This window comes from Candidatus Arsenophonus triatominarum (assembly GCF_001640365.1).
Classification (GTDB): domain Bacteria; phylum Pseudomonadota; class Gammaproteobacteria; order Enterobacterales; family Enterobacteriaceae; genus Arsenophonus; species Arsenophonus triatominarum.
The window spans coordinates 20,593-34,189 of sequence record NZ_LWMI01000007.1; the positions used below are offsets into that span (position 1 = coordinate 20,593).

10 protein-coding genes and 7 pseudogenes are annotated in these 13,597 nt (G+C 37.3%); 10 read left to right on the plus strand and 7 right to left on the minus strand.

From position 1 onward, the window contains the following. Positions 1-4: 4 nt before the first annotated feature. Positions 5-3,814, plus strand: a complete 3,810-nt coding sequence (yhdP, locus tag AYJ55_RS05020; RefSeq protein ID WP_063654699.1) for an AsmA2 domain-containing protein YhdP — start codon at positions 5-7, stop codon at positions 3,812-3,814. 1 nt (position 3,815) lies between these two features. Further along, positions 3,816-4,674 (plus strand): annotated as a pseudogene (locus tag AYJ55_RS05025) (carbon-nitrogen hydrolase family protein). A 395-nt stretch (positions 4,675-5,069) separates the two neighbouring features. Here AYJ55_RS05025 and AYJ55_RS32695 read toward each other — a convergent pair. From AYJ55_RS32695 to xis, 4 genes and pseudogenes are all read right to left on the minus strand, one after another. Further along, a complete protein-coding gene (locus tag AYJ55_RS32695) occupies positions 5,070-5,213 on the minus strand; it encodes a hypothetical protein (protein WP_187153230.1) in 144 nt (47 codons plus the stop codon). Between the two features lie 32 nt (positions 5,214-5,245). Beyond that, positions 5,246-5,443: pseudogene (locus tag AYJ55_RS35610) on the minus strand (IS91 family transposase); the annotation flags it as partial. 129 nt (positions 5,444-5,572) lie between these two features. Further along, a pseudogene (locus AYJ55_RS05035) lies at positions 5,573-6,765 on the minus strand (IS256 family transposase). Between the two features lie 68 nt (positions 6,766-6,833). After that, positions 6,834-7,061 (minus strand): excisionase Xis, encoded by a 228-nt coding sequence (xis, locus tag AYJ55_RS05040; RefSeq protein ID WP_063654702.1) that lies wholly within the window; start codon positions 7,059-7,061, stop codon positions 6,834-6,836. A 215-nt stretch (positions 7,062-7,276) separates the two neighbouring features. Here xis and AYJ55_RS28160 point away from each other — a divergent pair. From AYJ55_RS28160 to AYJ55_RS05075, 8 genes and pseudogenes are all read left to right on the plus strand, one after another. After that, a pseudogene (locus tag AYJ55_RS28160) lies at positions 7,277-7,522 on the plus strand (IS982 family transposase); the annotation flags it as partial. 296 nt (positions 7,523-7,818) lie between these two features. Then, positions 7,819-8,184 (plus strand): IS630 transposase-related protein, encoded by a 366-nt coding sequence (locus tag AYJ55_RS05045; protein ID WP_063653415.1) that lies wholly within the window; start codon positions 7,819-7,821, stop codon positions 8,182-8,184. After that, on the plus strand, positions 8,181-8,642 hold the full coding sequence (locus tag AYJ55_RS05050) for an IS630 family transposase (RefSeq protein WP_063654041.1): 462 nt from the start codon (positions 8,181-8,183) through the stop codon (positions 8,640-8,642). Before AYJ55_RS05045 ends, AYJ55_RS05050 begins: the two co-directional genes overlap by 4 nt. A gap of 17 nt (positions 8,643-8,659) precedes the next feature. Beyond that, positions 8,660-9,022 (plus strand): annotated as a pseudogene (locus AYJ55_RS05055) (IS982 family transposase); the annotation flags it as partial. Positions 9,023-9,119: 97 nt separating this feature from the next. Next, positions 9,120-9,959, plus strand: a pseudogene (locus AYJ55_RS05060) (helix-turn-helix domain-containing protein); the annotation flags it as partial. Positions 9,960-9,995: 36 nt separating this feature from the next. Beyond that, positions 9,996-10,361: an IS630 transposase-related protein gene (locus AYJ55_RS05065; protein WP_063653415.1), complete on the plus strand. Its 366-nt coding sequence runs from the start codon at positions 9,996-9,998 to the stop codon at positions 10,359-10,361. Continuing rightward, the gene (locus AYJ55_RS05070) at positions 10,330-10,818 is read left to right on the plus strand and encodes an IS630 family transposase (RefSeq protein ID WP_222703437.1); all 489 of its coding nucleotides are present in this window, start codon (positions 10,330-10,332) and stop codon (positions 10,816-10,818) included. The genes AYJ55_RS05065 and AYJ55_RS05070 overlap by 32 nt, the downstream gene beginning before the upstream one ends. 21 nt (positions 10,819-10,839) lie before the next feature. Then, positions 10,840-11,043: pseudogene (locus AYJ55_RS05075) on the plus strand (IS481 family transposase); the annotation flags it as partial. Between the two features lie 90 nt (positions 11,044-11,133). Here the strand turns inward: AYJ55_RS05075 and AYJ55_RS05080 are convergent. From AYJ55_RS05080 to AYJ55_RS34440, 3 genes are all read right to left on the minus strand, one after another. Then, complete coding sequence (locus AYJ55_RS05080; protein WP_063654714.1) at positions 11,134-12,345, minus strand: tyrosine-type recombinase/integrase; 1,212 nt, start codon at positions 12,343-12,345, stop codon at positions 11,134-11,136. Between the two features lie 289 nt (positions 12,346-12,634). Further along, a complete protein-coding gene (locus AYJ55_RS05085) occupies positions 12,635-12,967 on the minus strand; it encodes a hypothetical protein (protein ID WP_063654716.1) in 333 nt (110 codons plus the stop codon). A gap of 306 nt (positions 12,968-13,273) precedes the next feature. After that, positions 13,274-13,576, minus strand: coding sequence for a transposase family protein (locus tag AYJ55_RS34440; RefSeq protein ID WP_063654656.1), 303 nt, complete (start codon positions 13,574-13,576; stop codon positions 13,274-13,276). Between the last annotated feature and the right edge of the window lie 21 nt (positions 13,577-13,597).

Here is a 13,597-nt window from a genome sequence, read left to right on the forward strand (position 1 = left end):
ATGGGTGAAACGACTACCTAAGGTATTGGTAGCCATAAGCGTAATAATAGTACTTATTATGGCATTGGCCATTATTGGACTACGTCTTTTTCTTCCACAAATTAATGAATATCGCAATCAACTTGAAGGACAACTGCAATCATTAACAGGAATACCGTTTAAAATTGGTCATATTGAAGGTGAATGGGTCTCTTTTGGACCAGTATTAACGTTTTCTAATGTCAGTGTCAGCACGAAAAAAGTGAATATTCAGGTAAAGAAAATAAAATTTTCACTTGATATATGGCGTTCACTCTTTTCTTTACATCTCCGTTTTCGGGATATTATTTTCTATCAATTAAATGCAGATTGTTATAAACCACTTGAATTTGTCAGTGAAGGTGATTTTAGTCATTTTGATTTAGATGCTTTAGATGAATTGTTTTTACAGCAATTTGATTCTTTTACGTTAAAAAAAAGCCGTATCACTTTTTTGACGCCGTCGGCAGAAAAAAAGACCTTAAAGATCCCTGAACTGACCTGGTTAAATCAAAATGAACATCATCGAGCACAAGGATTTATCAGTCTTGATAATTTTGAACAGCAGCAAGATCAGGATGCCATTCAAATTAAACTTAATCTTCGTAATAAAAATGGCGTGATTAATAGCGGTACGGTTTACTTACAGGCAGATAATGTAAATTTGCGCCCTTGGTTAAGTCGTTGGTTACGTGATAATACTGGATTACAAAATGCAGTATTTAGTCTTTCTAGCTGGATTACTATCAAAGATAGCCGTATCGAAGGTGGGCAATTACAGTTGCATCAAGGACAGGCAAATTGGCAGGTTGATGGACAAGAGCATCAGCTGGCTGTTGATGATTTATTGCTGACCCTGCATCGTCAAGAGAATGGTTGGTTATTTAATATTCCACAGCTACAACATTTAAAAACTGATCAACAACAGTGGCTTGAAGGTCAAATTTCTCTACTCTATTTACCACAATCAAAAGCAGATGAAAATCACTGGCGTATACGGATTAATAATATTCAATTAGAGCGATTAAGAACTATTATCCCTATTTTCTCTTTTTTCACGCCTGAATTTATTAGTGATTGGCAAAAACGTCAGCCAAAAGGTCAACTCGTCGCACTGGCATTGGATATTACGCAGGGCAAGCCAGAGAAGGCGCTAATTGATGTCACCTGGCAAGATATTAGCTGGATACGCTGGAAAGATATACCTTCAGTTAGCCATTTTAGTGGTTCATTGCGAGGTAGTCAGCAAAGTGGAAGATTTTCATTTAACTTAAATAATAGTTTTATCGAATATGCGCCAATGTTTAAAGCGCCATTAGAAATTTCTGCTGGACAGGGAACGATTTTTTGGTCGGAAGAAGGCCAATCACGCCAGATTTGGAGTGAAGATCTGGCGCTGCAAGCAAAATCGCTATCGGCAACCGGCGATTTTCGTTATCAGACAGCAAAAGGTCAGCCACCTATATTAAGTATTTTGGCTGGCGCAAAATTGACCGATGCGGGTGATGCATGGCGTTATTTTCCCACCACGTTAATGGGTAAAGATTTATCTGATTATCTGACGAAAGCAATTATTAGCGGTCATGTTGATGCTGCCACGATGGTTTTTCACGGTGATCCGGCTAATTTTCCTTTTAAAAAGAATAATGGACAATTTCAAGTTGTTGTACCGCTACGAGACGCGACTTTTAAGTATCAACCTGAGTGGCCGACAATTTTTGATTTGGATATCGATCTTAATTTTGAACGTAATGGACTTTGGATGTCAGCACCTAGTGTAAAATTAGGTGATGCTAAAGCGGTAGATCTTAGCGCAGATATTGCCGATTATAGTCAATCTAAATTATTAATAAAATCTAATATTACCGGTGATGGAAAAGCGATCCGTAATTATTTTATCCACAGCCCGATGGAAGGTTCGATTGGCAAGGCATTAGATGCAGTGAAAATAGGCGGTAACGTTAGTGGCAAATTGATGCTTGATATTCCGTTAGAGAGAAATAGTGGTAGTGTGATTGCTAGTGGTCAAGTTGATCTTAAGAATAATGATGTCGATATCACGGCTATTGATAGTCAGTTGGAACAGCTAACGGGACGTTTTTATTTTCGTAACGGTGATTTGAAAAGTGAAAAGTTACAAGCTCAATGGTTTGGCCAACCGATAAATTTAACATTTAATACCACTAATGAACGACAGAATTACCAGATCAATGTAAATGTTGGCGGTAATTGGCAAGCTAAAAAAATCGCTATTTTGCCTAAATCAATTACACGTCAATTGGCAGGTAGCACAGCCTGGCAAGGACAGGTTAATATTCAATTACCCAATCAACTAAAGCAAAATCCAACCTTATCCATTGCTCTGAATAGCAAATTAGATAAGCTTACTAGCCAATTTCCTGCTTTGGATAGCGAGCAAGTAAGGCAATTAGGTGATATGCAAATTCGTGCTAGTGGTGATACCCTGCAATTACAAATTTATGGTGATGTTGGTAAGCAAGTTAGCTTTAATAGCCAATGGCAATTTACTGACAAGCAAGTTCGTTTACTAAAAGTAGCCATTCAGCCTTACACAGCTAAAGGTGTTGTTCTGCCCGACAGTCCATTAGTTATGATCAACTTACCTGAAATCAATGATCCGAAATGGCTTTCATTGTTGACTTCATTTTCTTCATTAAACTTAGCACCGCAAAGTTATGGTAAATCATTTGTAATACCCGGTATCGCTATTGTTAACTTGCCAAAGATCACTTTTGCTAAACAGCAATGGAATAATATGGCATTTACCATTAATAAAACCTCTGAATTAACGACAATTGTTGTAGATAGCGATAATTTGAAGGGAAGCTTAAGTATTCCGAAACAGGGTAATTGGCAAGCTAAGATTAACTATCTTTATTTTAATCCAGAAATTTCATTCCAACAGCAGAATTATGTGGCAATAAATAACGTTGCGCAAAGATATGATATTTCAGCTTGGCCAAATATGAATATTTATTGCTCAGAATGTTGGCTTGCTGGCTATAAACTTGGAGAGCTAAAAGCACAAGTCATACGCAATAGACAAACGCTCATTTTAAAAGAAGGATCGTTAATAAATAGCTCCACTGATTTGAAAATCTCTGGTATGTGGCATGCAGATCAGCAAAACAGTACAACGATAAAAGGGATATTAAAAGGCAATCGATTTGATGATTTGGCTGCTTATTACGGCATACTAGTGCCGATTAAACAGGCGCCTTTTAAAATTGATTTTGATTTAAATTGGGCCGCAGTACCATGGCAACCTGATGTTGCTAGTTTGAACGGTAATCTGAGTTTTAAATTAGCTAAGGGAGCAATTGCTCAGATGGGTGGTGGTGGAGCCGGTCAGTTGTTGCGTTTTATCAGTTTTGACGCACTTTTACGTAAATTGCAATTGGATTTTAGTGATACTTTTAGTAATGACTTTGCGTTTGATGCCATTCGGGGTAACGCCAATATAAAAAATGGCATCTTGAATACTGATAATTTTTATATTGATGGTTTAATGGCTGGTATTACAATACATGGCAAAATTAATTTAGTTCGTCGTGATATGAATTTAGAAGCTATTATTACCCCTGAAATTTCAACCACGGTAAGTGTTGCAACAGCATTTGCCGTTAATCCACTTGCGGGTGCGGCAGTGTTTGCCGTAACTAGAGTATTGGGCCCATTATGGAGTAAAATATCGGTTATTCGTTATCGAATTACCGGTAGTCTGGAACAACCAAAAATTGATGAAACTTTACGTCAATTGAAGGAGAATCAATAGGATGACAAGTGACAATATTGCACTATTACAATTGTGTAGTGGTAAAAATACTAAACATAACCTTGCTCAGATAGAGCAGCAGATTAAACAATTGCCAAATAGTGTAAAATTGGTTTTAACACCGGAAAATGCACTGTTGTTTAGTGATAATATCAGTTACCGTAATTTTGCTGAATCACAGGGAGAAGGTCCTTTACAAGGTGCAATTGTTGAAATGACTCGCCATTATTAAGTATGGATATTGGTGGGTTCTATGCCATTAATCAGTCGCGAAGATCCTGAGCTTATCACTAGTAGTAGTCTGTTATTTGATGATAACGGTGCAATTCGTGCTCGCTATGACAAAATTCACATGTTTGATGTGAATATAATTGAAGATGAACAAGGTATTTATAACGAATCGTCAATTTATCAACGTGGTGAACATATTACAGTAGTTGATACGCCAGTTGGCCGTTTAGGAATGACGATTTGTTATGATTTACGTTTTCCCTGCCTGTTTCAGGCATTAAGAATGCAAGGGGCGGATCTCATTGCTGTGCCGGCTGGCTTTTACACGTTTAACAGGTGAAGCTCACTGGGAGCCACTGTTAAAAGCTCGCGCGATTGAAAATCAATGTATTATTTTGGCGCCGGCACAAATAGGCGTGCATGGTTAACGTCGTACTTGAGGTCACTCAATGGTGATTGATAGCTGGGGCAATATTTTGCAAGAAAATGCAGATGCAGTCAGTGCATTAACGCTTAATATTGATAAAGCTAAAGAAAGCCTGATTGGTGTCCGTGAACAGATGAACGTCGTAAAGCATAATCGCTTCCGTACTAGTTTGATGCCATTAATTGAACACAAAACGAAATAGACACGAGTTTCGCACCAATAAAAAAACGCTCTATTTTTAAGTTTAATTCAGCATAATATATAAATAGACAAAATCTTATAAATTAAAAGCAACTTATTGTAATTTAAACAAATTTATACGTTTTAGTAACTTGCAAATTAACCATTGCGTTTAAGCCATTTCTGGAATTTTATATGCCTGTGCGAAACTCGTGCAATATTTTCTTGATGTATAAGAAATTAATACCCGAAATGGTTACTCATTAACCTGCGCCATGATGAAATCCTTTTTATTTTCTTCTAAATTTTGCCAAAATTATGTTGAAGGTTGATATAAGGAACGGAATAGATGGTTAAAAAACGATTAATTATTAATCAATTTTGAACAAAAGGATAGATCTACCCTGTCGTGAGTTTTTATCGCCACCGCAAACAAGCCAGATCATGGTGACGTGCCATAAGTTCTTTACGATTCAATCCAAAATTCATTCCTGCGAAAAGTAATTTTTTCCCACATAAGAGACAAGCAAGTGGATCGACTTTAAAGACGTGTTGATACATGTTTCGCCAGGTGACCTTGACTTTATGCAGGTAAATTTAACCCGTTTCTCAGAATTACATTGAGGGTCAGGACAGCGCCAAATTGACCACCCCATAAGCGAAGTGCCGCAAGCCATAATCTTTACCATGGTTTCCATCACAACAGTGCGGACACTATCAGGGGGTTGGCGATTAAGCCAATTGAGCCAGCGTTGACCAAATTGAAAAACATGACTAAAACGCGGTGACATAAAAGGGACCAAAAGATTGAGACAATAGGGTATCGGGTTATACCAGTACTAACAAGCAATGACAAGTCGTCGCCATAGGCGACCATCTTGATAAAATTGTGGATGTTCATAATTCTGTGTCAGGGGATTTTATATTTTGATTATACCATCTAGGCGCCTTTTAAAATAGATGGACAATTGAGCAATGTGGTTAACGCCCAGTTACTAATCAGCATGGTCCATTTGTTGGATACCTGATTGATGCCAATATAGAGTAATTTTAATAAGCTGTTTTCATTAGGAAAAGCCCCTTTGGTTTTAGTTAATTTCCTAAATTGCCGATGAACCGCCTCTACTGCATTGGTCGTATAAATGGGTTTTCTAATGGCTTTAGGGTATCGAAAATAAGCACTGAGCAACTCCCATTTACTTCGCCAGGATTCTAGCACTATCGGGTATTTTTCACCCCATTTCGATTCCAGTTCATCAAGGGCAAGCTCAGCAGCCGCTTTAGTATCTGCACGATAAACCGGCTTAAAATCAGCCATAAAGGCTTTTTGGTCTTTACTGGCAATATAACGTAAGCTATTGCGAATTTGATGAACTACGCATAGCTGAACTTCTGTCTGCGGGAAAATACTGGCTATCGCTTCTGGAAACCCTTTTAATCCGTCAACACAAGCGATTAAAATATCTTGTATACCACGGTTATGTAAGTCAGAACGCTCAGCCAATGATGTGCTCCTTCTGTTTCAGACATATAGAGTCCTAACAATTCCTTATGCCCATCGGTGGTTAGTCCAAGTACTGTGTAGATTGCCTTATTGATATAGTGACCATCATGTTTTATCTTGTAATGAGTGGCATCGAGCCAGACAAAAGGATAGAGCGCCTCCAGAGGGCGTTGTTGCCAGGCTTTTAATTCAGGGAGTAATATGCGTAATAGCTCTATCTGATATTTCCAGTCCATATAATTCTGCAACATGTTTTTGAATATCACGATAACTCATGCCTAATGTAAATAACGATAGGATTTTGTTATCAACATCCTCTGATAATTTTGTCTGATTTTTCTTAATGAGCTTAGGCTCAAAAGCACCAGACCTGTCTCTGGGCGTTTTCAGTTCAGATTGACCTGATGTCGATTTAACCGTTTTTCGAGTATAGCCATTTTTACGCGTATCGATTGACGTTGTCGATAGGTAGTGTTCTATTTCTGCCTGCAGGGCAGCTTCGGTCAGCTGTTTTATGAGTGGTGTGAGTATTCCATCCGTACCGAGTAAATTTTTACCTGATTGTAATTGCTTCAACGCTTCATCAAAATTAAATGATTGATTTCTCATATGTCATACCTCTTTTTTTTTGAGTTTAAGATATGACACAGATTTTTGAACACTACCATAAAATTTTTCTATATTATTTTTCCTTTATTAAATTTGTCAACTTCCATTTTTTGCCATTCTATAACTTTATGGCAATACCACATGTTTGATGATCCGGAAGAAGATAGATCTGGTTCAGGGAAAGGATGATAACTACGTTTTCTTCTGTCTAATGTCCTAGACGATATTCTTAAATGCTTACAAATATCTTTAGTCGTCATAAAAGAATTTTCACTAACTAAATTTAAATTATTCATTATTTATCCTCATTCAAAAACTTACACTATTCTCAGACGCTTCATTGCCCAATAAAAATCAATAACGAAACACGAATGGTTATATTCGTTCTTTGTTAACCCGAGTTCGGGATAAGAAATAAAGTGAAAGTCTTGCTATTCAAATAGTTGAATGCGCATATTTCGTTAAAATACTCTAACAATCTGGTTAAAGAGTAGAGCATTGTTAAACAATTATGGAAAATCTTACTGAACTTTATTGCCTAATGGATGATTTTTGTAAAGACTTGGAGCCAAAAATGCATGAAATTTTGCTGAATAACGGTAGTAAGCGTCGTAGACGGTCTACCCAGCTTTCATTGGCTGAAATGATGACACTGGTTGTTTTGTTTCATCAACTCCGATTCAGCCAATTCAAGGTATTTTATCTCTATCATGTCCGCTTATATCTCAGGAAGGAATTTCCTAACTTGCCATCACACGAGTTTCGCACAGACATATAAAGTTCTAAAAATAGCTAAAATAATGTTTTATCCGCAAGATACTAAATAATATAAAATATATATTTATTTCAATAATTTATATTTGAATTAGCAATTTTTGCGAATTATATATTATGTTGAATTGAACTTAAAAATAACTTGTTTATTTGTCGGTGCGAAACTCGTGCATCATATTCACGCTGCGTAGAGTTACTTCCGCGCAGTGGCCTTAGCTTTAACGGCACTGTTTGAGTCAATTATAGCTAGGCGACTTAATTTTGATTACAAGGTGTGTTATGAGTTATACAATTGATTTTCGACGTAAAGTAATATCTGTAAGGAAAGCCGAAGGTTTAACAATTCGAGAAACTGCGAAACAATTCCGTATTGGAAAAGCGTCTTTAGTACGTTGGCTTAAACGACCAGAGCCAAAAAATTCAACGCCACGTAAGAGGAAGCTCGATAAAAATGCTTTAGCAAAAGATGTGGAACAGTATCCAGATGCTTACCAAAAGGAACGGGCAGAGCGATTCGGTGTTTGTAAAAAGACTATTTGGCAATCCCTTAAAAAGCTGGGATTAACCTATAAAAAAAACTCTATTCCATCCAAAAACCAACGAAAGCGACAGGCTGGCACATCAGCAAAAAAGACAACAGTATGAAAAAAAAAGATAAATCTGTTGTTTTTATTGATGAAAGTGGTTTTTCACATGACACTCCACGAACTCACGGCTATTCCCCAAAAGGTCACCGTTGTTTTGGCCTGAAAAACTGGGGTGCTAAGGGAAGAACAAATGTTATTGGCGCTTTATTGGGAACAACCCTTTTTGCTATCGGATTATTTGATTGCAATATTAACCGTGATGTTTTTTATGTTTGGATCACAAAAATATTGCTCCCAGAACTTCCTGAAAATTCTGTTATTTTTATGGACAACGCTAGCTTTCACAAAGGTAAGAATATTGAACAGGCAATTATAAACGCAGGACACCAGATAGAATATTTGCCTGTGTATTCACCAGATTTAAATCCTATAGAACATAAATGGTCTCAAGCTAAACGTAAAAAGATGGAAACAGGATGCACTATCGATGACCTGTTTTTAATACATATGCTGTAATCAAAATTAAGTCGCCTAGCTATAAGGGAAAGTGCACGGGTCTGTCGGTTGCCGATTCTACTCCGATAGCTGTGTGTGATAACTTACGGATCCGCCGGCATAAAGTCTTCGATGGGATAGCTGAACGAGGAAAAACCTTAACAGGTTGGTTCTTTGGTTTCAAACTTCATGTAATTATCAATCATTTGGGGGAAATACTCAGTTTTCGACTTACACCAGGAAACACAAATGATCGGAAACCATTACCTGAGCTGATAAAAGATCTTTCTGGTTGTTTGTATGCGGATAAAGGGTATTTATCGGCTTCACTGAAACAGCAACCGAAAACAATGGGAATTAACCTTATAACGAATATCAAGAAGAAAATGAAGCCTGTTGAACTGTATTAGTCTTAACTTAATCCGACAATTCTGATTTAAAAAAGAGCGTTACCGGTTTTAATTAACATCATTAGATAATCAAATAAAAGGTAATTCTATGTATCAAACAAATAATCCTATCATCAAACATAAAGTCGGGTTACTTAACCTCGCTGAAGAGCTTAATAACGTCTCAAAAGCCTGTAAGATTATGGGGGTATCCCGAGATACGTTTTATCGCTACCAGGAACTTGTTAACGATGGTGGGATAGACGCTTTAATTAATCAAAATCGACGGGTGCCTAACGTAAAAAATAGAGTAGATGAACAGATTGAAAGCGCTGTAGTTGAGTATGCGATTGAATACCCTGCACACGGTCAACACCGCAGTAGTAATGAACTAAGAAAAAAAAGCATTTTTGTTTCTGGGAGTGGCGTTCGCTCTATTTGGCTGCGCCATAATCTCGAAAATTTTACAAAACGCCTAAAAGCGCTTGAAGATAAAATCGCAACAGAAGGAATTGTCCTGTCAGAATCACAAATCAGTGCTCTAGAAAAGAAAGCGCAAGATGATGAAGCCTGTGGTGAGATTGAAACAGCGCATCCAGGTTATCTGGGTTCACAAGATACTTTTTATGTCGGTCATTTAAAAGGCGTTGGTCGTGTTTATCAACAAACTTACATTGATACTTACAGTAAAGTCGTTCATTGTAAGCTTTACACAACAAAAAGCGCGATAACGGCGGCAGATTTATTAAATGACAAGGTTCTCCCTTTTTATTCCCAGCATGGGTTACCGGTGTTACGTATACTGACGAACAGAGGCAGTGAGTATTGTGGTAAAGTTGAACATCACGATTATCAACTTTATCTTGCTATCAATGATATTGATCATACAAAAACTAAAGCTCGTTCACCTCAAACCAATGGGATTTGTGAACGCTTTCATAAAACTGTATAGCTAGGCGACTTAATTTTGATTACAAGGTGTGTTATGAGTTATACAATTGATTTTCGACGTAAAGTAATATCTGTAAGGAAAGCCGAAGGTTTAACAATTCGAGAAACTGCGAAACAATTCCGTATTGGAAAAGCGTCTTTAGTACGTTGGCTTAAACGACCAGAGCCAAAAAATTCAACGCCACGTAAGAGGAAGCTCGATAAAAATGCTTTAGCAAAAGATGTGGAACAGTATCCAGATGCTTACCAAAAGGAACGGGCAGAGCGATTCGGTGTTTGTAAAAAGACTATTTGGCAATCCCTTAAAAAGCTGGGATTAACCTATAAAAAAAACTCTATTCCATCCAAAAACCAACGAAAGCGACAGGCTGGCACATCAGCAAAAAAGACAACAGTATGAAAAAAAAGATAAATCTGTTGTTTTTATTGATGAAAGTGGTTTTTCACATGACACTCCACGAACTCACGGCTATTCCCCAAAAGGTCACCGTTGTTTTGGCCTGAAAAACTGGGGTGCTAAGGGAAGAACAAATGTTATTGGCGCTTTATTGGGAACAACCCTTTTTGCTATCGGATTATTTGATTGCAATATTAATCGTGATGTTTTTTATGTTTGGATCACAAAAATATTGCTCCCAGAACTTCCTGAAAATTCTGTTATTTTTATGGACAACGCTAGCTTTCACAAAGGTAAGAATATTGAACAGGCAATTATAAACGCAGGACACCAGATAGAATATTTGCCTGTGTATTCACCAGATTTAAATCCTATAGAACATAAATGGTCTCAAGATAAACGTAAAAAGATGGAAACAGGATGCACTATCGATGACCTGTTTTTAATACATATGCTGTAATCAAAATTAAGTCGCCTAGCTATATTACAAGAGTTCTATCAGGTGGCTTTTCGTAAGAAAATCTATAGGGCTTTAAATGAATTACAAGCTGATTTAGATAAATGGTTAGCGGAATATAATAACCAACGCACTCATCAAGGAAAAATGTGTTGCGGTCGAACTCCTATGGCAACTTTACACGATGGAAAACAACTTTGGAGAGAGAAAGATTTAAATCAAATTTAACCTGACAGGTACTGTATAAATAACCGGCAACTGTCAGATTAAGTCTGAGCTACTACAGATCCGATGAGCTTAATTTTGACTGGCAGGATATTATAGATTGGAAGAATGGCAAACGATTTGATTAATTTTATTCCACCAGCGTTCATAAGCCTCTCGCTGTTCCTCTAGGTAGGTATGCTTGTCGTATACCTGCCAAACCCCTGGTAATTTATGACCTAACATTATCTCAGCAACATGGGGCTGGGTTAACTCCGCAACCCCCGTACGCATGGTTTTACGTAAATCGTGAATTGACCAGTTAGTGTAATTCTCAAATTTATGAGCCATTTTTTTGTTCAGAGCGGCAATGAAAACAATATGACCGCCTACACATAATGTTTTACCCTCTAAGACTGTAAACAAATAATCATTGCCATGACTTAACTGTTTAGCCGCTTTTATTAGTTTTTCTGCCGCTGGAATGATTGGACGGATAATCGGCTTTTTGCTTTTTCGCCCTGTTTTATGATTTTCGGGCGGGACTGTCCATATTCCTTTGGCAAAATCGAAATCAGTCATTTTCGCTTTTAGCAATTCGCCTATCCGGCAACCAAACAATAACGCTAATTTGATTATCAAGGCGTTTCTGGGGTTATAGTCTGGCGCATCAATTGACGCAAATAATACCCTGAGTTCATTTTCATTTAATACCCGTTCACCCTGTTGCGTTTTTACCCCTAAATCCTGTGATGTTACATCGATAAGCGGATTTAAACAAATAATCCCCCTGCGTATCCCCCACCGATGCGCGGCTTTGGCATAAAGTAAGATCCGTGCACCAATTGTCGGTTTTATTTTTACCACCTCTTCAATTAGTGATAACCAAACATGCAAATGGGTTTCGTCATGGGGCAAATTGCCGATCTTAGGAAAGACGTAAATTTCAAATGACCGTAATATTTCACCCGCTTTTACCTGTGCATTTTTAAGCGATTTTTCCCACCAGTCGCGAATAACCGATTCAACCGTTTGCGCATCAATTGACTGTTGCTTACGGGTGAGTTTAACCACTTTAGGGTTTCTGTGCTGTTCCAGTTCACCACGGTAGAAAAGTGCGCTATCACGGGCATCTTTTAAACTGATTGCCGGATACGTTCCAATGTCTATCCGATCACCTTTCCCTTGCCAGCGGTAGCGATATTGAAAAATCACTTTACCTTTCGGTGTCACGCGAACTGATAAACCCTCTCTGTCTGATTTAGTCACCATTTTATCTTGCGGCTTACCATTTACCGCTCTTAACCAAGAATCACTCACCGCCATATTTTTTCTCCTTGCGTTTTTTTATATAATATTATATGTACATAAATTTCATGACACAAGGATTATAATAGGTGACTAAAAACAGCTATCTTCTACCAAGATGAAAAATAAAAACGTTATGAAACATGGAATTAATTTTAAATTATCGACTATCAGTGACTGTTAACGACTATTGTTGATAGTAACATATCATTTTATAAGGAAATAAACTAAGTAACACATTATGCTTTAGAGTTTCATCTCCTTTGATAATTTGCTATAGGAGCCAATTAACACAGATCAAGAAAAATTAGAACCATTTAGTTTCTGATTTCCAGCCCTTTTGATTCATGCAGTGATAAAAAAACTGCCGACGGCTATCTTTGTTAACATCAATAACATAACTATCTATCTCCGGTATTAATACCGTTTGATATTTTTCATTTTTTTGCCAAATCTCATGACGCTTAACATTAGTTCTTTGCGCTACTTCATTTTTTACAGGGAATTTATTTTCCGACTGTTTTTCGCAAAAAGTTTTTGCGAAAGAAAAATCTTCAGCATTGAGGTTGATCCTTACCCATTGGCTCGAACAACCAGAGGTGAGTGTTGCTAATACTATAGCTGTTAATGCGATCTTCATATTCATTCCTTACTTTCAATAGATGATTTTGCAAATTTTGATGGGAGTTTATCAAAAAACATGAAAAATCGCAGTAGTAGCCCCATAAGCGCTAACCAAATTTAAATTGAGACAATCACGAGTTTCGCAATCTCCAAAAAAGAAGTATAAATTTAAAAACAAGAAAAAATTAGGGTGTTCATATTTTGTCCGGTTATCCATGCATTAAAAATATCTATAAAACATTCTTACAAGTAAGCAGTGTAAGATACTCTAAGCGTGTTGCTTAATAGTGAAATAAGGGTATTTCGGTGATTGAAGTAAATTTTAGGCTGTTCTGAGATGGAAATTCCAAAGACCGGCACTAAGGAGTAAAAAGGTATCATCAATAAAGGGTCTACGATTCCGTAAAATTTGGGTCATACAACCGAGGCGCTTGATACCCGCGATGGCGTGTTCAACCGTAATACGGATGCCCGAGATTATTTTATTTTCTTGTTTTTGTTCAGGCGATAAAGGTCTTTTTCGAGTTCCTTTTTTTGGGATTTGTGTATTAGGATGCTGTTTATCTATACCTTGAAAACCGGTATCGGCCCAGATGGTTACCTCAGGGGGAATATGGCGAATTATAGCTAGGCGACTTAATTTTGA